At 71.2% G+C, this 19,622-nt stretch carries 18 protein-coding genes; 11 read left to right on the plus strand and 7 right to left on the minus strand.

All coding sequences use genetic code 11. The features are described from left to right. Nucleotides 1-6 precede the first annotated feature (6 nt). Together ACIBQ1_RS05585 and ACIBQ1_RS05590 are read right to left on the minus strand one after the other, a co-directional pair. Entirely contained in the window at nucleotides 7-1,497 is a 1,491-nt protein-coding gene (locus ACIBQ1_RS05585) for a long-chain fatty acid--CoA ligase (RefSeq protein ID WP_397274792.1), read from the minus strand. Nucleotides 1,498-1,547: 50 nt separating this feature from the next. Continuing rightward, nucleotides 1,548-2,354 carry a PaaX family transcriptional regulator C-terminal domain-containing protein gene (locus tag ACIBQ1_RS05590; protein WP_397274793.1) on the minus strand — a complete coding sequence of 269 codons (807 nt, stop codon included), beginning with the start codon at nucleotides 2,352-2,354 and terminating at the stop codon, nucleotides 1,548-1,550. Between the two features lie 234 nt (nucleotides 2,355-2,588). On the opposite strand from ACIBQ1_RS05590, the gene ACIBQ1_RS05595 reads away from it, so the two are divergent. From ACIBQ1_RS05595 to ACIBQ1_RS05630, 8 genes are all read left to right on the plus strand, one after another. Beyond that, complete coding sequence (locus ACIBQ1_RS05595) at nucleotides 2,589-3,734, plus strand: ABC transporter substrate-binding protein (RefSeq protein WP_397274794.1); 1,146 nt, start codon at nucleotides 2,589-2,591, stop codon at nucleotides 3,732-3,734. 3 nt (nucleotides 3,735-3,737) lie between these two features. After that, nucleotides 3,738-4,493, plus strand: a complete 756-nt coding sequence (locus tag ACIBQ1_RS05600) for an ABC transporter ATP-binding protein (protein WP_397274795.1) — start codon at nucleotides 3,738-3,740, stop codon at nucleotides 4,491-4,493. Next, nucleotides 4,490-5,149 carry an ABC transporter ATP-binding protein gene (locus ACIBQ1_RS05605; RefSeq protein ID WP_397274796.1) on the plus strand — a complete coding sequence of 220 codons (660 nt, stop codon included), beginning with the start codon at nucleotides 4,490-4,492 and terminating at the stop codon, nucleotides 5,147-5,149. Before ACIBQ1_RS05600 ends, ACIBQ1_RS05605 begins: the two co-directional genes overlap by 4 nt. Further along, nucleotides 5,146-6,006, plus strand: a complete 861-nt coding sequence (locus tag ACIBQ1_RS05610) for a branched-chain amino acid ABC transporter permease (protein WP_397274797.1) — start codon at nucleotides 5,146-5,148, stop codon at nucleotides 6,004-6,006. The genes ACIBQ1_RS05605 and ACIBQ1_RS05610 overlap by 4 nt, the downstream gene beginning before the upstream one ends. Further along, on the plus strand, nucleotides 6,003-6,974 hold the full coding sequence (locus ACIBQ1_RS05615) for a branched-chain amino acid ABC transporter permease (RefSeq protein ID WP_397274798.1): 972 nt from the start codon (nucleotides 6,003-6,005) through the stop codon (nucleotides 6,972-6,974). The genes ACIBQ1_RS05610 and ACIBQ1_RS05615 overlap by 4 nt, the downstream gene beginning before the upstream one ends. 69 nt (nucleotides 6,975-7,043) lie before the next feature. Continuing rightward, nucleotides 7,044-7,976, plus strand: a complete 933-nt coding sequence (locus ACIBQ1_RS05620; RefSeq protein WP_397274799.1) for an alpha/beta fold hydrolase — start codon at nucleotides 7,044-7,046, stop codon at nucleotides 7,974-7,976. Nucleotides 7,977-8,208: 232 nt separating this feature from the next. Then, nucleotides 8,209-8,979: a sulfite exporter TauE/SafE family protein gene (locus tag ACIBQ1_RS05625; RefSeq protein WP_397274800.1), complete on the plus strand. Its 771-nt coding sequence runs from the start codon at nucleotides 8,209-8,211 to the stop codon at nucleotides 8,977-8,979. Nucleotides 8,980-9,086: 107 nt separating this feature from the next. Continuing rightward, nucleotides 9,087-9,584 (plus strand): S26 family signal peptidase, encoded by a 498-nt coding sequence (locus ACIBQ1_RS05630; protein ID WP_397274801.1) that lies wholly within the window; start codon nucleotides 9,087-9,089, stop codon nucleotides 9,582-9,584. Here the strand turns inward: ACIBQ1_RS05630 and ACIBQ1_RS05635 are convergent. The 3 genes from ACIBQ1_RS05635 to ACIBQ1_RS05645 all read right to left on the minus strand — a co-directional run bounded on the left by ACIBQ1_RS05635 (nucleotide 9,491) and on the right by ACIBQ1_RS05645 (nucleotide 12,260). Further along, nucleotides 9,491-11,362, minus strand: a complete 1,872-nt coding sequence (locus ACIBQ1_RS05635; protein WP_397274802.1) for an ABC transporter ATP-binding protein — start codon at nucleotides 11,360-11,362, stop codon at nucleotides 9,491-9,493. The two genes, ACIBQ1_RS05630 and ACIBQ1_RS05635, sit on opposite strands and share 94 nt — an antisense overlap. A gap of 62 nt (nucleotides 11,363-11,424) precedes the next feature. Next, a complete protein-coding gene (locus ACIBQ1_RS05640; RefSeq protein ID WP_397274803.1) occupies nucleotides 11,425-11,952 on the minus strand; it encodes a TlpA disulfide reductase family protein in 528 nt (175 codons plus the stop codon). A 134-nt stretch (nucleotides 11,953-12,086) separates the two neighbouring features. Then, nucleotides 12,087-12,260, minus strand: a complete 174-nt coding sequence (locus ACIBQ1_RS05645) for a hypothetical protein (protein WP_397274804.1) — start codon at nucleotides 12,258-12,260, stop codon at nucleotides 12,087-12,089. Nucleotides 12,261-13,058: 798 nt separating this feature from the next. Here ACIBQ1_RS05645 and ACIBQ1_RS05650 point away from each other — a divergent pair. The 3 genes from ACIBQ1_RS05650 to ACIBQ1_RS05660 are packed head-to-tail and all read left to right on the plus strand — an operon-like array spanning nucleotide 13,059 to nucleotide 14,545. Continuing rightward, nucleotides 13,059-13,454 carry a hypothetical protein gene (locus tag ACIBQ1_RS05650; protein WP_397274805.1) on the plus strand — a complete coding sequence of 132 codons (396 nt, stop codon included), beginning with the start codon at nucleotides 13,059-13,061 and terminating at the stop codon, nucleotides 13,452-13,454. 17 nt (nucleotides 13,455-13,471) lie between these two features. Next, the gene (locus ACIBQ1_RS05655; RefSeq protein ID WP_397274806.1) at nucleotides 13,472-14,014 is read left to right on the plus strand and encodes an SMI1/KNR4 family protein; all 543 of its coding nucleotides are present in this window, start codon (nucleotides 13,472-13,474) and stop codon (nucleotides 14,012-14,014) included. Between the two features lie 57 nt (nucleotides 14,015-14,071). Continuing rightward, nucleotides 14,072-14,545 (plus strand): hypothetical protein, encoded by a 474-nt coding sequence (locus ACIBQ1_RS05660; protein ID WP_397274807.1) that lies wholly within the window; start codon nucleotides 14,072-14,074, stop codon nucleotides 14,543-14,545. A 501-nt stretch (nucleotides 14,546-15,046) separates the two neighbouring features. Here the strand turns inward: ACIBQ1_RS05660 and ACIBQ1_RS05665 are convergent. Together ACIBQ1_RS05665 and ACIBQ1_RS05670 are read right to left on the minus strand one after the other, a co-directional pair. Beyond that, on the minus strand, nucleotides 15,047-16,186 hold the full coding sequence (locus ACIBQ1_RS05665; RefSeq protein ID WP_397274808.1) for an acyl-CoA dehydrogenase family protein: 1,140 nt from the start codon (nucleotides 16,184-16,186) through the stop codon (nucleotides 15,047-15,049). Continuing rightward, nucleotides 16,183-19,548: an indolepyruvate ferredoxin oxidoreductase family protein gene (locus tag ACIBQ1_RS05670; protein WP_397274809.1), complete on the minus strand. Its 3,366-nt coding sequence runs from the start codon at nucleotides 19,546-19,548 to the stop codon at nucleotides 16,183-16,185. The genes ACIBQ1_RS05665 and ACIBQ1_RS05670 overlap by 4 nt, the downstream gene beginning before the upstream one ends. Nucleotides 19,549-19,622 lie beyond the last annotated feature (74 nt).

A 19,622-nucleotide genomic window follows, 5' to 3' on the forward strand; every position in this document is an offset into this window, starting at 1 on the left:
CGCAGATCATCTCCTGTGGTCGTGGAGGTTGTGCCCGTAGAGCCGTCTGAGGTGGGCTTTGAGCAGCTTGCCCGCCGCGTTCTTCGGCAGTTCAGGGACGAATTCCAGATATTTCGGGATTTTGAAACGGGCCAGGCGGCCGTCCAGGTACGCCAGCAGTTCGCCGGGCTCGACCTCGGCATCCGGCGCGGGCACGACCAGCGCCTTGCCCACCTCGCCCCACGTGTCGTCCGGCACGCCGATCACCGCGCACTCGGCGACCGCGTCGTGCCCGAACAGGACGCTCTCCACCTCGGCCGGATAGATGTTCTCGCCCCCGGAGATGATCACGTCCTTGAGCCGGTCGGAGATGCGCACGTAACCGTCCTCGTCGGCGACGCCGACGTCGCCCGAGCGGAACCAGCCGTCCGCCGACAGCACCTTCGCGGTCTCCTCCGGCCGCCGCCAGTAGCCGGCCATGACGTTGGGCCCCTGTACGTACACCTCGCCCGGCTCGCCGGGGCCCGCCGGGGCGCCGTCGGGCGCGACCAGCCGCACGTCGGAGAAGAAGCACGGCACCCCGGCCGAGCCCGCCTTGGCGATCGAGTGCTCGGGCCCGAGGAAGAGGGCGCCGGGCGCCGTCTCGGTCATGCCGTACCCCTGCAGGAACGTCAGCCCCCGATCCTGGTAGATCCGGATCAGCGGCTCGGGCACCGGCGCGCCCCCGCACAGCAGGTGCCGCAGGCTCGACAGATCGGCCCCCGCCCAGCGCGGCGAGCGCGTGAGGAAGCCGAACATCGACGGCACCCCGAACATCACCGTCACCCGCTCCGCCTCGATCAGGTCGAACGTCCGGTCCGCGTCGAAGGAGGGCTCCAGGACGACCCGGCCGCCCTTGAGCACGGTCGGCACCAGCGTCTGGGCCAGCGCCGCGATGTGGAACAGCGGCGCGCTGACCAGCGTGACCTCGTCGTGCGCGAGCGGCACGTCGACCAGCAGGTTGAAGGTGTTCCAGGTCAGGTTGGCGTGGGTGAGCATGGCCCCCTTGGGGCGTCCCGTGGTCCCGGACGTGTACATGATCAGGCACACGTCGTCCTGGCGCACCGGCTCGTCGATCGGCTCGGGCGAGCCGGAGGCGAGCAGCGCCTCGTAGTCGGCGGCCCTGATGTGCCGGCCCGGCAGCCCCTCCCCGTCCTGCTCCTCGCCCAGCACGAGGACGGACGCCTGCGCGTCCTCCAGGATGAACCGCAGCTCCGGCCTGGCCAGCCGGGCGTTGAGCGGCACGAACACGGCTCCGACCAGCCCCGCCGCGAAGAACGTCTCCACCGTCGCGGGCTGGTTGACCCCGAGGAAGGCGACCCGCTCGCCGCGCCCCACACCCAGCGCCGAGGCCAGCCGGTACGTCCGCTCGCTCAGCTCACGGTACGTGCGATCGTGTCCCCGGTACGTCACCGCCACCCGTTCGGGCGTCATGCGGGCCCGGCGCGCGGGCCACGAGCCAATCCCCTGATTCCGCATCGCGCTCCTTGACGCTCAAGCCCTCAAGTTAGGCCACTGGGCAATAGCTGTCACCGTTCTGCCCGAGTTTCGTCCGGCACAACATCAAGAAGCCGCTCCGCGATCCGCGCCGCCTCCGGCCTGAACCGCTCGTGCAGCGTGTGGCAGACGCGCTGGGCCTTCTCCGCCGGCCAGTCGTGCGGCAGGTAGCGCAGCGGCAGCCGCGGATCGGCCCTGATGATCTGCAGCCAGCCGGTCAGCAGGGTCAGCGAGCGCGCCAGGTCGTCGGGCGCGTCCGGCGCCGGGTCGGCCCGGTCCCAGTCGCGCAGGAACTCCCGGTAGCGCTCACCCAGGCCCGACAGGTCGTAGGCGTCCCCGACCAGCGCCTGCATGTCGGTCGGATGCCGGGGCTCGGCGGAGAAGACCTTCACGTTCGCGCCGAGGTCCTCGATCACGTGCGCGGCGTCCACGTCGCCGGGAGCGATCCACAGGCCGTTCTGCAGCGGCCCGAACCCGGCCCAGACCAGCCGCGAGCGCAGCTCGTGCCGCTGCCGCTGCCAGGACTCGGGCAGCGAGAAGCCGATCAGCGTCCAGCGGTCCTCGCCGGCGTCGTTGACCACGCCGCTGTGCCAGATGCGCCGCTCGCCGTCCCTGAGCACCTCGGTGCTCGTCGGGGTGAGGCCGAAGTACATGCGGCGCCCCGAGCGCTGGCGGCGCAGCAGGCCGCGGCGGACCATCCGGGTCAGCGTCGAACGCGTCGCCTCCTCCGAGATCCCGACCTTGGCGAACGCCTCGATGAAGCTGCCCGAGGACACGCAGATCCCGCGACCGTACACGTGATCGCCGAGGAACGTCAGAATCACCGACTGAGGTCGCATCGAAGCCCTCCCCGTATCTTGGGCATTGTATTGACAGCCGTAATATAACTGCCTACATTCAGGGCCACGCGAGGGAGCGCCGTCGCCTGGACTGAGGAGCGTCGGGAGCGTAGCGACCAGAGCGACGAGGGAAGGCGACGGCTCCCCAGCGACCGAGCCGCCTCCACGGAGTGGAGGCCATAAACGCAGAGGTCCTGAATGAACAGGCTTCTTCCTTCTCTGGTTTGTCTCGCGTTGGCCGCGACCGCCTGCGGCGGTGATTCCGGCGGCGGTGCCCAAGACCCGATCCAAGTCGGCCTGATCGTCTCCCTCACCGGCAACTACACGCCGCTGGGCAGCGAGGACAAGAAGGCCGTCGAGCTGGCCGTCGAGCAGGTCAACGCGCAGGGCGGGCTGCTCGGCCGCAAGGTGGAGCTGGTCACGCGCGACGACAAGACCGCCCCCGACCAGGGCATCGTGGCCTACAACCAGATCAAGGCCGACATCGACGTGCTGATCGGCCCGGTGTTCTCCAACTCGGCGCTGGCGGTCGAGCCGCTCGCGCAGCGCGACAAGATGCCGTACCTGTCGCTGGCCCCGGCCCAGGAGCAGGTGGAGCCGATCAAGTCGTACATCTTCGTCACCCCCGCCCTGTCCAGCATGTACGCCGAGCGCTACCTGCAGTACATCCAGGCCAAGGGCATCAAGACGATCGCCGTGGCCTGGGACTCCAAGAGCGCCTATTCGGTCTCCGGCCACAAGTCGATGGTCGCGCTCGCGTCCAAGTACGGCGTGAAGATCGCCGTGGACGAGCCGTACGAGACGACCACCTCCGACTTCAGCCCGCTCTTCACCCACGTGCGCGACTCCACCGCCGAGGCGCTGGTGTTCTGGGGGTCGGGCGCGCCCGGCGTGACGGCGGCCAAGCAGTACGGGGCCTCGGGGCTCAAGACGCCGCTGTTCCTGACCGCGTCGCAGGCCAGCAAGCTGTGGCTGGAGCCGATGGGCGGCGCGGCCGAGGGCATGACCGTGCAGAGCGCCATCGGCGTCGTCGGCGAATACCTGCCCGACGGCAAGCAGAAGCAGATCATCGAGCAGATGGCCAAGCCGTACCAGCAGAAACACGGCTATCCGCCGCCGCAGTTCGCGCAGGACGGTTACAGCGCGAGCCTGCTGCTGTTCGAGGCGATCAAGAAGGCGAACAGCACGGACAAGGCCAAGGTGCAGCAGGCCCTGGAGAGCATGGACCTGGTCACGCCCAACGGCCGCTTCCGCTACTCCCCCACCGACCATTCCGGGCTCTCCCCCGAGTTCATCTCGGTCAACACGGTGCAGAACGGCAAGTTCGTTCCCACCGACTGGGCCAAGGAGCAGCTCGCCAAGACCGTCGGCGCGGGGTAGCGCGTGCTGACGGTCACCGGGCTCTCCCGCTCCTTCGGGGGCGTCTACGCCGTCCGCGACGTGTCCCTGACCGTCGCGGACGGCGAAGTCTGCGGCGTCATCGGGCCGAACGGGGCGGGCAAGTCCACGCTGTTCAACCTGATCACCGGGCATCTGGCGGCCGACCACGGCCAGATCTCGTTCCTCGGGCACCGGGTGGACCGGCTCGCGCCACACCGGCGGGCCAGGCTCGGCATGTCGATCGTGTTCCAGGCGGCCAGGGTGTTCCGCGGCATGACGGTCAGGGAGAACGTCATGGTCGGGATGCACGGCCGTACCGGTGCCGGGTTCGTGTCGGCGGCGCTGCGGCTGCCGCGGCACCGGCGCGACGAGCGCGAGATCACCGCCGAGGCGGACGCCGTGCTGAGCCGCGTGGGGCTGGCCGAGTGGGCGGACCGGCCCGCCGAGCTGCTGCCCATCGGGCAGCAGCGGGCGCTCCAGCTCGGCCGCGCCCTGTGCGCGCGGCCCCGGCTGCTGCTGCTCGACGAGCCCGCCTCCGGGCTGCGCGGCCAGGAGCGCGAGCGGCTCGCGGCGCTGGTGGAGGAGCTGCGCGCGGACGGGCTGACGATCCTGCTCGTCGAGCACGACGTCGCGTTCGTGACCCGGCTGGCCGACCGCGTCGTGGTGCTCGACCTGGGCCGGGTCATCGCCGAGGGCTCGCCCGCCGAGGTGCGGGCCGATCCGCTGGTGCTCGCCGCCTATCTCGGACAGGCCTCATGATCGACGTCAAGGACCTGGTCGTCTCGTACGGCACCGCGACCGCGCTCGAACACGTCACGCTCACGGTGGGGCGGGGCGAGATGGTCGCGCTGCTCGGCCCGAACGGCGCGGGCAAGTCCACGCTGGCCAACACCCTCGCCGGGCTGCTCCGGCCCGCCTCGGGCACGGTGGAGATCGAAGGCAGGCTGGCGCTCATCCCCGAGGGCCGCCAGCTCTTCCCCGACCTGTCGGTCGCCGACAACCTGGCGCTCGGCGGGTGGCGGTCGGGCCTGCGGGATCCCTCGTCCGTGTACGAGCTGCTGCCCCGGCTGGCGGAGCTGGCCGGGCGCCGGGCCGGGGTGCTGTCGGGGGGCGAGCAGCAGATGGTGGCGTTCGGGCGGGCCCTGATGTCGCAACCTTCGGTGCTGGTGGTGGACGAGCTGTCCCTGGGGCTCGCGCCCAACGTGACCGCCGACCTGGCCGAGCACCTCGCCGAGCTGAACCGGGAGCAGGGGCTGACCGTGCTGCTCATCGAGCAGAACGCGCGGCTGGCGTTCGACCTGTGCCGGCGGGCGTACGTGCTGGAGGCAAGCCGGGTGGTGACCGAGGGCGAGTGCGCGGAGCTGGCCGACGACCCTCGGGTGGCCAGCGCGTACCTGGGCGGGGCGATCACATGAGCGCCTTCCTCACGTACCTGCTGAACGGGCTCGCGGTCGGGTGCGCGATCGCGCTCATCGCCAGCGGCCTGGTCGTGATCCACCGGGTCACGGGCGTGGTGAACTTCGCGCAGGGCACGTTCGCGGTCGTGGCCGGGCTGTGCACGTCCTCGCTGCTCGGGCTGGGGTTCCCGCACGGGCTGAGCGAGATCGCCGCCGCCCTGGTCGCGGCGCTCGCGGGGCTGCTGACCGGCCTGGCCGCCATCGGCCGCCGGGGCACCACGCAGCTGTCGTCCCTGATCGTGACGCTCGGCGTGGGCGTGCTGGCGTACTCGGTCGAGATCGTCCTGTGGGGCGACCAGCCGCGCTCGGCGCCCGGCCTGGCAGGCTCGGTGACGCTGGCGGGCGCGCGCATCCAGACGCAACACCTGCTGGTCATCGGCGTGACGGCGGCGGCCTTCGCCCTGCTGGCGCTCTTCTTCGGGCGCACCTACCTGGGCAAGGCGCTGACGGCCTGCGCCTCCAACCCGTACGCGGCCCGCGTGGTCGGGATCGACACGCGGCTGATGGGGCTGCTGGCGTTCGCGCTGGGCGGGCTGCTCGGCGGGATCGCCGGGGTGCTGGTGACGCCGCTGCGGCCGATCTCGTTCGACACCGACGTCACGCTCATCGTGAACGCCTTCGCCGCGGCCGTCTTCGGCGCGCTCACCCGGCCCGTGATCACGCTGGCCGGGGCGCTGCTGCTGGGCGTGGCCGAGACCATGGCCGCGGGCTACGGCTACGGGTCGCACCAGCTGGAGGTGGCGCTGGGTCTCATGATCGTCGTCATGATCGTACAGGCGAGCCGGCGTTCCACTCTCTCCCAGGAGCAGGCGTGATCCGCCTGGCGGCCGGGCTGACGGCCGCGGCAGCGACGCTGGCGCTGCCCCTGGTGCTCGACGACAGCGCGCTGGCCGTGTACATCCTGCTCGGGCTGGCCGCGATGGTCACGGTCGGGGTGTCGCTGCTGATGGGCTACGCCGGGCAGGTCTCGCTGGGTCAGGGCGCCTTCTACGCCGTCGGCGCCTACACCGCCGCGCTGCTGACGCTCAACGGCGTGCCGCCGCTGGCCGGGCTGGTCGCCGCGCCTCTGGTGGCGGCCGGGTCCGCGCTGGTGATCGGCGTGCCGCTGCTGCGGCTGCGCGGCCACCATCTGGCGTTCGCCACGCTGGCCATGCAGCTCATCCTGCTCTCGCTGGCCGGGCAGCTGGAGTTCACCGGCGGGGACATCGGGCTGCAGGCCATCCCGCAGTTCTCGATCGGGTCGTTCGAGGCGGGCGACGCGTCCGCGTACGCGTACCTGACCTGGATCGGGCTGGCGCTGGTCATGCTGGTGACGCGGAACGTGATCGCCTCGCGGCCGGGCCGCGCCCTGCGCGCGCTGGCCACCAGCGAGACCGCCGCCGCGTCCTCGGGGATCCCGGTCGGGCGGTACAAGCTGGTGGTCTTCGCGCTGTCGGCGGCGTTCGCGGGCCTGGCGGGCGGGATCTACTGCTTCTACACGGGGTACGTGGCGCCGGGCTCGTTCCCCGTGCTCATCTCGATCCAGTACATCGTGATGGCCGTGGTCGGCGGGCTGGGCACGATCTGGGGCGCCGTAGCGGGCGCGACCGCGATCACGCTGCTCGTGCAGGGGCTGAACAGCCTGGCCGCGCTGCCGGGGATGCCGTCGTACGCGCCCGGCGTGCTGTCGTACGCCGTGTACGCGCTCGTCCTCATCCTGGTCGTGCTCTTCCTGCCCCGCGGCCTGCTGCCCGCCGTCTCCGACCGCCTCAACCGGGACCGCCCACCCCTCGAAACCCGCTGACCCTCCGCCCCCGCCGGCCGGCGTGGAGTTCCACGGACGTGCCCGGGGCTTTCGGGGGATGATTCATCGGTGACCGTTGAAAAGGCGCCGAACGTCGGCCCGTCGGCCATCGAGGTCGCCTACGAGCGCCTCGGCGACCCCCAGGCCCCGCCCGTGCTGCTGGTGATGGGCCTCGCCGGACAGCTGATCAACTGGCCGGACGGCTTCTGCGCGGAGCTCGTCGACCGCGGCCTGCACGTCATCCGGTTCGACAACCGCGACTGCGGCCTGTCCACGCACCTCCACGACGCGCCGGAGCCCGACCTGGCGGCGGCGCTCGCGGGCGACGCGTCCTCGGCCTCGTACACGCTCTCCGACATGGCGGCCGACGCCGTCGGCCTGCTCGACGCGCTCGGCCTGGACAGCGCCCACGTCGTCGGCGCCTCGATGGGCGCGATGATCGCCCAGACGATCGCGATCGAGCATCCCGGCCGGATCCGGTCGCTGACGTCGATGATGTCCGCCACGGGCGACCCTTCCGTGGGCCAGGCCCGTCCCGAGACCATGGCCGCCTTCGCGGGGCCGCCGCCGACGACCCGCGAGGAGGCGATCGAGCGGTCGGTCACGATCTTCCGCCTGGCCGGCTCGCCCGGTTTCGAGTTCGACGAGGCCGCGCTGCGCGAACGCGCCGGTCTCACCTACGACCGCGACCACGACCGGACCGCCGTCGCCCGCCAGGCCGTCGCGGTCGTCGCCTCGGGCGACCGCACCGCCCGGCTGCGCTCCGTCGGCGTCCCCACGCTGGTGATCCACGGCGCGGAGGACGCCATGTGCGACGTCAGCGGCGGCCGCGCGACGGCCGCCGCCATCCCGGGCGCCGAGCTGGTGGTGATCGACGGCATGGGCCACGACCTGCCCCGCGCCCTCTGGCCCGACCTCGCCTCCCGCATCACCACCCTCGCCCACCACGCCGAAGCCGCGAGCCGGCCGTACGACACGCCTCAACCCCCACCCACCCGCTGAGCGACTCATCCACCCACTGAGCGGCGCCACCCACCCACTGAGCGGCGCCACCGCCGGCTCGACGGTGACACTCGGCGGACACCCACTCGACGGCAGCACCGACACTTCGCCGAGCGCCGAAGCTTTTCCCGTCTAGCGTCGGCCGCATGACGATCCCGCCGGCCATGAGCAGCCTCTCCCCGGACCGATGGGCCGGAGGTGGGCACCCGGCCCATCGGTCGGCCGGGACGGCATGACCCCCTGGGAGATGCTCGCCGTCTTCGCGACGAGCATCGGCGCCGGGGCCCTCAACACCGTCGTCGGCTCCGGCACCCTCATCACCTTCCCCCTGCTGCTCGCCATCGGCCTCCCACCCGTCACCGCCACGGTCACCAACGCGCTCGGCCTGATCCCCGGCTCCATCAGCGGGGCCGTCGGGTACCGCCGAGAGCTCCGCGGCCAGTCCCGCCGCCTGCGGAAACTGAGCGTCGCCGCCCTGCTGGGCGGCCTCGGCGGCGCCACGCTCCTGCTCGCCCTGCCCGCCACGGCGTTCGAGATGATCGTGCCCGTACTAGTGGGCCTGGCTCTCGTCCTGGTCCTCCTCCAGCCCCACCTTGCCAAGCTCCTACGCCACCGCCGCCCCGAGGCCCCCGGCACCCCGCCCCACCACGACGGCGGCCGGGGCCTCTTCGCCGGGCTGCTGCTCGCCGGCGTCTACGGCGGCTACTTCGCCGCCGCCCAGGGGATCATCTACATGTCCCTCATGGGGCTGCTCCTCGACGAAACGCCCCAACGGCTCAACGCCGCCAAGAACGTCCTGGTGGCCGTGGTCAACGCCGCCGCCGCACTCGTCTTCCTGCTCGTCGCGGACTACGACTGGACGGCCGTCGCCCTCATCGCGACCGGCTCCGCCCTGGGCGGCCACCTCGGCGCCGAGGCAGGCCGCCGCTTCCGCCCCGCGACGCTCCGCTTCCTGATCGTGGCCGTGGGCGGGGTCGCCCTCGTCCATCTGCTCGTCCGCTGAAATCCTGGCAGCCGTGCCCACGGGCGGGAGTTGAGCGGGGTGTCAGATGAAGAGATCGGGCGCTAGTGTCGGCAGTCCGGTGGTGGTGATCGATTTTGGAGGGCGCCGTGCGGCGCGTCATGATCCTGCTGGCCCCGATCGCGGCCTTGGTCGCCGGTCTGGTCGTCGCCCGGCGGCGGTTCGTCATCGTCCGGATCAGCGGGACGAGCATGCTGCCCACCTACCGCACGGGCGACCGGGTGCTCGTTCGCAGAACCACGGGGGCGGGCGTCGGGCGCGGCCAGGTCGTGGTGCTGCAGACGGCGCTGCCCGGGGGAAAGTGGCGTACGGAGCCGCTGCCGGCGCCAGGGGCGGCCAGGTGGTTCATCAAGCGGGCGGTGGCCGTGCCGGGCGATCCGGTGCCCGCCCAGGTCATGGCTCGGGTGGGGGCGTCGCCGGGCGACACCGTGCCGGCGGGCCGGCTGGTCGTCCTCGGTGACGGGCCGGTCAGCGAGGACTCTCGGGTGTGGGGTTACGTGCCCTTCGACCGCGTGCTCGGCGTCGTCGTCCGGGGGCTCGCCCCTTCCCGCGAGTCAGGAGAATCGGGGGACTCCGTCGGCTCGTAGCCTTGCGCCTGGAGGGTGAAGAGGCCCGCGTACTCCCCTCCGAGCGCCATCAGCTCCGCGTGCGAGCCGTGCTCGGCGATCCGGCCCTCGGCGAGTACGACGATCACGTCCGCCTCCCGCACCGCGCCGAGCCGGTGCGAGATCAGCAGGCTGGTCCGCCCCGCGCGGTGGCGGCGCAGGCTCTGATGGATGGCGTGCTCGGCCTGCGCGTCCAGGCCGGAGCTCGGCTCGTCGAGCACGAGCAGGTCCCGCCCCTCCCGCATCAGGGCGCGGGCCAGCGCGAGGCGCTGCCACTGCCCGCCGGACAGCACCACTCCGGCCTCGGGGCTGTCCCTGTCGCCGAAGAAGATCCGGCTCAGCAGCGTGTCGTAGCCCCGAGGCAGCCCGTCGACCGTCTCGTGGACCCCGGCCAGCCTGGCGGCGGCCTCGACCCGGTCGCGGTCGTCGAGTGCCGTGACGTCGCCGAGCCCGATGTTCTCGGCCGCGGTCAGGTCGTACGACATGTAGTCCTGGAACACCGCGCCGATGCGGCCCCGCAGCTCGGCGGGATCCATCTCCCGCAGGTCGACGCCGTCCCAGTGGATGGACCCGCGCACCGGGTCGTACAGCCGGCAGATCAGCTTGACCAGGGTGCTCTTGCCCACGCCGTTCAGCCCGACCAGGGCCAGGGAGCCGCCGCGGGGGATGAAGAGATCGACGCCGCGCAGCACCCATGGGTGCGCGTCGTCGTACCTGAACCACACGTCGCGCACCTCGATGCCCTCGCGCAGCGAGGGGACGGGGCGCGGATGCCGTGGGACGGGCAGGTCCGGCGCGTCGGCCACGACCTCGAGGTAGTGCCCGAACATCAGCAGCGCGTTGTGCGCGTCGGCCGACTGGCCGACGATCGACGCGAGCGCGGACTGCACCCCGGCGACGGCCGCCACGAACACGGCGACGTCGCCGACGCTCAGCGTGCCCGACGCGGCGGCGGTGATCGCCCAGAGCAGGCCGAGCGCGGCGACGGCCGCCCCCAGCAGCGACAACGACCCCTGGGTACGCAGCGTCCTGCGGGCCAGCCCCTGCTCGGCGGCGTTCACCGCGCGCAGCTCGCCCAGCATCCTGGCGCGCAGGAAGTCGCCGAGGCCGAACAGCCGGATCTCCTTGGCCGCGTCGGGGCTGGTGAGAAGGCTGGCGAAGAAGATCTGCCGCCTGGTCCTGGAGCTGACGCCCCACAGCATCCCGGCGCGGCGCCGGGACAGGTCGAGCTGGGCGCGGACCGAGGGGACCGCGGAGAGCGCCACGACGAGGATCATCCCCGGAGCCATCACGGCCAGCGCCGCGGTGAATCCGGCGAGGGTGACGGCTCCCTGGGCGATCCCCAGGGCGGAGCGGACGATCCGCTGCGGCGCGTTCTGGCCGGCCTCCTGCGCCAGCCGTACGCGGTCGTGGAAGACGGGGTTCTCGAAGCGGCTCAGCCCCGGGTGGGCGTTGACGGCCTGGAACAGCCGATCCTGGATCAGCACCTGGAGCGCGCGGCGCAGCTGCTCCTGGGCGTACTCCGCGACCGCGGGCAGGGCCGCGCCCGCCAGGCCGGTCACGCCGAGAGCCACGCCGTACGGGAGCAACTCAGCAGGCCCCGCCCCGGCCGCCAGGCCGTCGAGAACGAGCTTGGTCAGCCACGCGGCGACCACCGGGACCAGACCCATGAGCAGCACCGTGATCCCGGCTGCCAGTACGGCGGCCGGATGCGCCCGCCAGGCCAGCGCCGCGGCCGCGCGAAGACGCCGTCGCCGCACGGCACCGCCGTCCCCGGCGTCCCCTCCATCCCCGGCGTCTCCGGCGTCTCCGGCGGGAGAGGTCATCGGCGCGTGGCCGCCGGCAGCCTGCCCGGGGCGGTGTCGGCCGCCACGACCACCGCGTCACCGTCGACCAGGTAGAAACTGGGGAACTGGGAGACCTGCAACGCCCTGCTCACCGGGCCGCCCATCGGTTCGACCACGACGGTGGCCGCGGTCAGCTCACCGGTGAACCGCCGGGCCTCGTCGGGGTCGCCCGTGACCACGGCCAGCACGCGTTCGGGACGGGTGTCGGCCAGGTAAGACGTGAACTCGGGCAGCCGCTCGTGGCAGGACGCGCATTCGGTGGAGAACACCGCCACCACGGAGGGCCCCGAGAAGAACGCGCGCGACACGGTCTCGCCATCGACGGCGGTCGCGCTGAAGTCGCCGAGCGTCGTTCCCGGCCGCACCAACGGGGCCCGCGCCGGTGCCAGCTCGGCCAACCGCAGCGTGTGCACGCGCAGGCGGCGGATCACCGCCAGGGTCAGCACCAGGTCCACCAGGCACAACAATCCGACGACGACCACGGCGGCGACGAGATAGGGCATGGGAGCTCCTCAGGGACGGCGCGGCTGGGTGGCGAATCTGTCGCGGGGATCGCCAGCAGTACGACGACGCCTGTCGCCACCCGGCGGCCGGCCCGCCGTACTGCATGGCTGTCAGTAGGGATCGGAAGGACGGGTCAGCAGTAGTCGAAGCTGCTGCAGTTGGTCGTGTTGGTGGCGTCGTGGTAACAGCAGGTCCGGCAGAACTTGCCCTGGCAGCACCAGTCGGTCCAGCACACGGCCGAAGCGTCCGCCGACGGCAGGAGCCTCTCGAGGAGGCGGTCTCCCAGCTTGTTGAGTGCGCGGATCATGGCGACCTCCTTGCGGGGGGATCTTTACGCGCCACAGTCACCCGGCAGGAGCACCGTGTTAATGGAGAGATTGGACGACTATGCGAATCACGTTTGTCGGTTCACGATCTTGACAGAGGCCACTTGGCCAGGTGACGGCTGAGAGCTCGCAGCTCAGCTTCACCGTCGAGCGAGCCGAGAAGCCGGGACGCGTTCTCGTGGTGTCACTCCCCTGCGCCCGGCCGGACCACCGGCCGGCAGAACGAACGATCGCGATCCGTCCTGCCCTGGTCGCCGAATGCGTCCGGCGGGCCGCCGAACAAGGATGAAACCCGGGCAACCCGGCTCGGGATCCACCCTCACCGTTGCCGACGACGAACTGGCCGCCTCAATACCGGATCTGAGCTTCTCACCGAGCACCAATCAGGCACCTTCTGATCCGTGGTGAGAACACGACTGTCCACAAATGTCCGCCGAACTCTCGGACGCCTGCTCTGACGATGGGGAAGAGGGGCACCGGTCCCCAGCCGCCCATGGTTGTCCGGAGCCGTTGTCAGCACCTCCGTCAGCAGCGCCGCGAGCCTGGAGCAGGCGAAGCCCAGGAGATTCGAACTCCTGACTTCATGCTTGCAAATCGGCCAGATCGTGTGAGTGAACGGCTCCTACCTCGGCGATCGACCTACCAAGAGTGACCGCTGTTGACCGCCCTCAATGGCACGCCAATGGCAGGTGATCAGCACGATCACCGGGCGGGTCGTACGGTTCTCGCCACGCTCCAGGCTGAGATACCCGGTCGAGATCAATCGGGAGAGTTCAAGGATGGACCAGTTAGCGTCCTCGAATCGCCGCTTCGATCCGCAGGCCCAGACCAACCAGGGTCATGAGGCTGAAGACGCCAAGGACCTGCCACGGTGGCTCGCCATCCTCAAAAAGCAGCGCACCACTGCAGAGAGCGGCACCAAGGACGAGAATCACGCTGCCAAGTGTGCGTACGGTCTCAACCTCGTCGCGATCGTTGGACGCCGCCTGACGAAGTACTGGCTCTTCCGGTTCGGCCACGGCGGAGAGCCTTACACATTGGCCCAACAATGCGGAAGCCCCGCAAGGCACTTGTACTTTGCTCCGCCCGATCTTCCCGTCTGCCTCGCCCACCCGCTGGGCTCTGCCTGGACGTGGCATCGTGCGGGACAGCTCCACCTCGACCGCTTCCAGTGATCGTCTAATCTTTCGGGGTGGCGAACGTGTCTGAAGATCTCGCATTGCCCACTGCCCTGGCCGAGGTGGTCGAGGTCGGCTTCGAGTGGGAGTGGGACGAGGAAACCGACGAGGCCCGTGGCTGTGACTTCGAGCCATACGACCAGTTCGAGGAGCCCGATCGGACAGCGTGGTGGTTCCGCCTGTGGACCGGCAACCAGGAGGTCGACGGGAGCGAGTTCCGCTTCTTCGGTACGACCGGGGCGGGTGACTACACCGGCTTCTGGCTCGTACGTCCCGATGCGGCGATCACCGACCAACCCGTGGTCTACCTCGGTTCCGAGGGTGAGCGCGGTGTGATCGCCCGCGATCTCGGCGACCTCCTCTGGCTGTTCGCCGCCGGTCTGGGCCCCGCCGAGGCCTTCACGGATCCCGACTCCCCCGCACAACCGAACGAGGCCTTCCATGCCATCGCCGAGCGACACGCACCCGGCCGCCGCCGGTCCCCTATCCAAATCGTGACCGCCGCACGAGCAGAGTTCCCGCATTTCCCGGATCTCATCGACGCGATGTGCCGCTGAGCGGGAATCACCTGGCCTTTGGAATCCGGGTTCGAAGACGCCCACTACGATCGGGCCATGGGTGTCCAGCTCACGCAGTTTCGTTTATATCGGTACACGTGCGCCGAAGAATGTCAGCACAAATTGCTGGTCCGCGTGAGTCGGCCGAGCTATCCGAACTACGATCAGTCGGCCGAAGACGCGGCCGAGGATTTCGCGGATTCCACGGCCAACCACCTTCGGGCCTGGTGGCAGCGCTGGCTGTTGCCCCGTGACTGCCGCCGCGAACACGGGTCTCGGCTGATGAACGTCTTGCACGAGGTCGTTTCGGAAGAACTCGACGGCCCGGGCCTGAGAGAAATGCTGGTGTGGGAGACGGTGATCGACGACGTTCCGATCATCGGCGCGGCCGCTGCAGAAGAAGACTTCTGGCGCCAATTGAACGACTACTACGGGCCGGACGACGTACCCACCTCCAAGCGGCAGGTTGTCTCCCACTCCGTCTATTTCCTGACCGAGCAAGACGGAGCAGGTGATCTCCGCGACGCCTGACACCCAAGCCCAGCATCAGACTCCCGAGCGGGATCACGCGGTCGGCCAAGGAACGTCCGCCATCGGTTCTACCCCGCCACCGCCACACTGCGGCACGCGGGGAGCAGCCGCAAGACATGCGACCGCGCGACGCGCACACCCCGCGTGCACCTTCGCCCGCCGCCGATGCCCCGGCCGGACTCTCCTTGCGGCCGGCTCTGTAACGGTGATCATTCGCCAGACAGGCCATAGGCAGTATGAGCGGCGTTCTGGAACGTGATGGTCGGCCGTGCCTGTCGTAGCTCAGTCAGACCCCAGCGCCGACCGAACTGAAGCTGGACAGGTCCTGAACTTCCTCGTGAGGAGCCGGGTCGGCGTCGAGGCCCTCGGCGCTCATTAACGCGCTCGGTCAAACGGAGAGCCACACAGGGGATGCGCTGTGGATCGTGATGAGTTGGCCTATCTCCAGACAGCGAACCCCGCCTCCCAACATCGGGAGGCGGGGTTCGCGCACGTCAGAGGTTACTTGGCGAGGTGGCGGCTGATGACCAGGCGCTGGATCTGGTTGGTGCCCTCGAAGATCTGCATGATCTTGGCCTCGCGCATGTAGCGCTCCACCCGGAACTCGCGCGTATACCCGTACCCGCCGAACACCTGCACCGCGTCCGTCGTGACCTTCATCGCCGTGTCCGTCGCGACCAGCTTCGCGATGCTGGCCTGCTTGCTGTACGGCAGGCCCGCGTCGCGGCGGCGGGCCGCGGCGAGGTAGGTGGCGCGCGCGCTCTCCACCCCCGCCGCCATGTCCGCCAGCAGGAAGCCGAGCCCCTGGTGGTCGATGATCCGCTTGCCGAACGTCTGGCGTTCCTTCGCGTACGCCACCGCCTCGTCGAGCGCGGCCTGCGCGAGGCCGGTGGCGCAGGCGGCGATGCCGAGCCGTCCGGAGTCGAGCGCGCTGAAGGCGATCTGCAGCCCCTGGCCTTCCTCGCCGATCAGCCGGTCCTCCTCCAGGATCGCCCCGTCCCAGTGGGCGCTGGTGGTCGGTACGGCGTGCAGCCCCATCTTCTCCTCGGGCCGTCCGAACGTCAGCCCGTCGGCGGCCCCCGGCGCGAGGAAGCAGGAGATGCCCCGCGAGCCCTCCCCGGTCCGGACGAACAGCGCGTAGAAGTCGGCGAGGCCGCCGTGGGTGATCCACGCCTTGTTGCCGGTGATCCGGTAGCCGGTCTCGACCCGCTCCGCCTTGCAGGTCAGCGCCCCGGCGTCGGACCCGGCCTGGGGCTCCGACAGGCTGTAGCCGCCGATCAGGCGTCCGGCCAGCATGTCGGGCAGCCACCGTTCGCGCTGCGCCGGGGTGCCGTAGGCGGAGACGGGGAAGCAGGCGAGCGTGTGCACGCTGGTGGCGACCGCGACGGCCGCCCACCGCATCGCCAGCTCCTCGATCACCTGCAGGTAGACCTCGTACGGCTGCCCGCCACCGCCGAGCTCCTCCGGGTACGCCAGCCCGAGCAGCCCCGCCGCCCCCAGCGTGGCGAACAGCCCCTCCGGGTAGGTCTCGGCGCGCTCGTGCTCGTCGACCCGGCGCGCGAGCTCCTTGTCGGCGATCTCGCGGGTCAGCTCGATGAGATCCCTGGCGTCCTGGTCGGGCAGGAGCCGGTCAACGGTCACGATCCCTCCTGGCTCATAACGGGCTCGTCCAGCCGGGCGAGCGCGGCCTTGGCGCGGTCGCGGAACTCGGCGACCCGGGCGAGCTTGATGTCCTCGTACCCTCGGATCAGGTCGGGCAGGGCCGCGATCTCGGCGACCGTCCCGGCGCTGCCGGGGGTGAGCTTGGCCAGCGCGGTCCGCACGAGGTCGCGGTATTCGGTGACCAGCTCGCGCTCGACCTTCCGTACGTGGGCGAGGCCGAAGACGTCGAACGTCGTCCCGCGCAGCACCCTGGCGGCCCGCAGCCCGCGGAACAGGATCCCGGCGGAACGGCGTACCTTGATCTTACGCTTGAGCCCCATCGCCCGCAGCAACGGCGGGTGCAGCAGCACCGACACGACCGCGTCCGGGCCGTACTCGCGCTCCCTGCGCTCCTTCTCCACCGGGTCGAGGTGCAGGCGGGCGACCTCGTACTCGTCCTTGTAGGCCATGAGCTTGTGCAGGGCGCGGCCGTACGCGAGCCCGATCCGGGTGCCGGCCTCCTCGCCCGCCCGCTCGACCGCGGCCGCCGTCACCTGCCGCACGTCCTCCTCGTACGTACGGGCGTACGCGGCGTTCTGGTAGCCGGTCAGGTCGGCGACGCGGGTGGCCAGCACCTCGTCCAGTCCCTCGGGGACCGTGCCCTCGGGAGAAGGGGCCTCGGGGGAAGGCGCCTCGACCACGCTCGCGCGGCCCCAGCGGAAGGCGGCGAGGTTCTGCTCGACGGCGGCCCCGTTGAGCGTGATGGCCCGCTCGATGGCGGCGGCGGAGACCGGCAGGCAGCCGTGCTGGTAGGCGGCGCCGAGGAGGAGCAGGTTCACCGGCATGTGGTCGCCGAACAGGGTCTCCGACAGCCCCTGGGCGTCCATGCACTCGACGCGCCTGGTGGCGGACTCGACGCGGGTGACCGCGTCCGCGTGCCCCGGCACTGCCACGCGGCCCGTGACCATGGCGGCGGTCGGGACGACGGCGGTGTTCAGGATGGCGACGGTGCGTTCCGGCGAGGCCACGGCCAGGTTCGGCTCGGCCGCCGCGCCCAGCAGGTCGAACCCGATCAGCACGTCCACGCTCCCAGGCGTGGCCCGCACGGAGCCGTCCAGGGGCCGGGCCGAGATCCGCACGTCGCTGACCACGGGCCCGCCCTTCTGCGCCAGCCCGGTCTGCTCAAGCCCGGCCGCGTGCAGCCCGTCGAGGTGGGCCGCCATCTGCAGGATCTGCGAGACGGTGACGACGCCGGTGCCGCCGATGCCGGGCATCCGGATCAGGGCCTCGCCGGGCCTGCTCGCGGGCTCCGGCGCCTCCGCGGGCGGCGGCGGCGCCTGGCGCCGGCGCACGGTGCCCGGCTCCACCAGCAGGAACGACGGGCAGTCGCCCTTGAGGCAGCTCAGGTCGGAGTTGCAGGAGGCCTGGTGGATGCGGGTCTTGCGGCCGTACTCGGTCTCGACCGGCTGCACGGACAGGCATGTCGACGCCTCGCCGCAGTCGCCGCAGCCCTCGCAGACCCGCTCGTTGATCACGACCTTCTCGGTGGGCACGGGCAGCTTGCCGCGCTTGCGCAGCCGCCGTTCCTCGGCCGCGCACCGGTCGTCGTGGATCAGCACGGTCACGCCGTCGAGCGCGGCCAGCTCCCGCTCCACCTCGGGCAGGTCGTCGCGGTGCCGCACCGACGCGACCCCCGCCAGCCGCACGCCCCGGTACGTCTCCGGCTCCGGCGAGGTGACCACGATCCGGCGCACGCCTTCGACGGCCAGCTCGTGCGTCAGCGCGGGCACGTCCAGCCGGCCCTCGGCGCGCTGGCCGCCGGTCATGGCCACGGCGTCGTTGTAGAGCAGCTTGTACGTCATCGTCACCCCGGCGGCGACGGCGGCCCTGATCGCCAGGGAGCCGGAGTGGTGGAAGGTGCCGTCGCCGAGGTTCTGGACGAAGTGCCGGTCCTCGGTGAACGGCGCCAGCCCGATCCACTGCGCGCCCTCGCCGCCCATCTGCGTGATGCCCACCTGGGTGCCGCGGCCGTGCCCGTCCAGGGCGATCATGGCGTGGCAGCCGATGCCGACGCCGACCAGCGTGCCGTCGGAGGTGCGGGTGGAGGTGTTGTGGGGGCAGCCGGAGCAGAAGTACGGGGTGCGCGCGGCCACCAGGGGCAGCATGCGCCTGGGCCGGACCCTCTCGCGCGGGGCGAGCTCGATGCCCAGGCAGGCGGCGACCGCCTTGGCCACGTCCTCGGCCCCCAGGGTGCCGCGCGCGGTCAGCAGCTCCCGGCCCACGATCGCCGGCACGCGCTCCCGCCCGTACAGGGCCTGCTTGAGCTGCCCCTCCAGGAACGGCACCTTGTCCTCGACCACCAGCACCTTGTCCAGGTCGGCGGTCATGGCGGCCAGGTCGTCGTACGCGAGCGGGAACGGCATCCCGAGCCTGATCAGCCGGATCCCGCGCGCGTCCAGCGCCGCCTCGTCCAGGCCGAGGTCGGCCAGGGCGCGCAGGACCACCGCGTACGTGGTGCCGGAGGCCAGGATGCCCAGGGCGGTGTTGCCCGCGCCCGACATCACCCGGTTGAGGCCGTGCGTGCGGGCGTACTCGCGGGCCAGGTCGAGGCGGCGGGTGAGCAGGTCGTGCTCGGCGTCCAGCGCGGCGGGGCCGAGCAGGATGGGGACGGCGCCGCGATCCCTCTTGTCGGGCATCGGGATGCCGTCGCGGAGCGGGCCGAGGTCCACCGTGGCGGACGCGTCGGCGATGTCCGCGACGATCTTCAGCCCGGCCCAGAGCCCAGTGGCGCGCGACAGGGCCACCGCGTGCAGCCCGAACTCGACGATCTCCGCGACCGAGCCGGGCGCGAGCAGCGGCATGGACAGGCTCTGGCACATGGGCTCGCACGAGCTGGGCAGCGTGGAGGACTTGCAGCCGGGGTCGTCGCCGATCCAGGCCACCGCGCCGCCGAGGGGCGCCGTGCCAGCCGTGTTGGCGTGCCGGATGGCGTCGGCGGCGCGGTCGAGGCCGGGGTTCTTGCCGTACCAGAAACCGGTGACGCCGTCGTGCCGCCGGCCCGGCAGCTGGTCGAGCAGTTGGGTGCCGGCCACGGCCGTGGCGGCCAGCTCCTCGTTCAGGCCCGCCTGGAAGACCACGCCTGCCGGGTCCAGGAAGGGCGCCGCCCGCTTCATCTCCAGGTCCACGCCGCCCAGCGGCGAGCCCTGATAGCCGGTGACGAACACGCGCGTGTCCAGCCCGCGTTCCTCGTCCAGCCGGCGCTGCTCCAGCGTCAGGCGCACCAGGGCCTGGATACCGGAGATGAGCACCCGGCCGTCGTGCGCCGTGTACTTGTCGTCGAGCGACACTGCCGGCTCGCTCACGCTCGAACCTCCTGGCCTCGTACTTGTGTGCCAAGCACAGCAACGCGGGCATGATATGCGCAAGTATTAGATGA

Origin of the sequence: Nonomuraea sp. NPDC050153 (assembly GCF_044460125.1) — a bacterium.
Lineage (GTDB): Bacteria > Actinomycetota > Actinomycetes > Streptosporangiales > Streptosporangiaceae > Nonomuraea.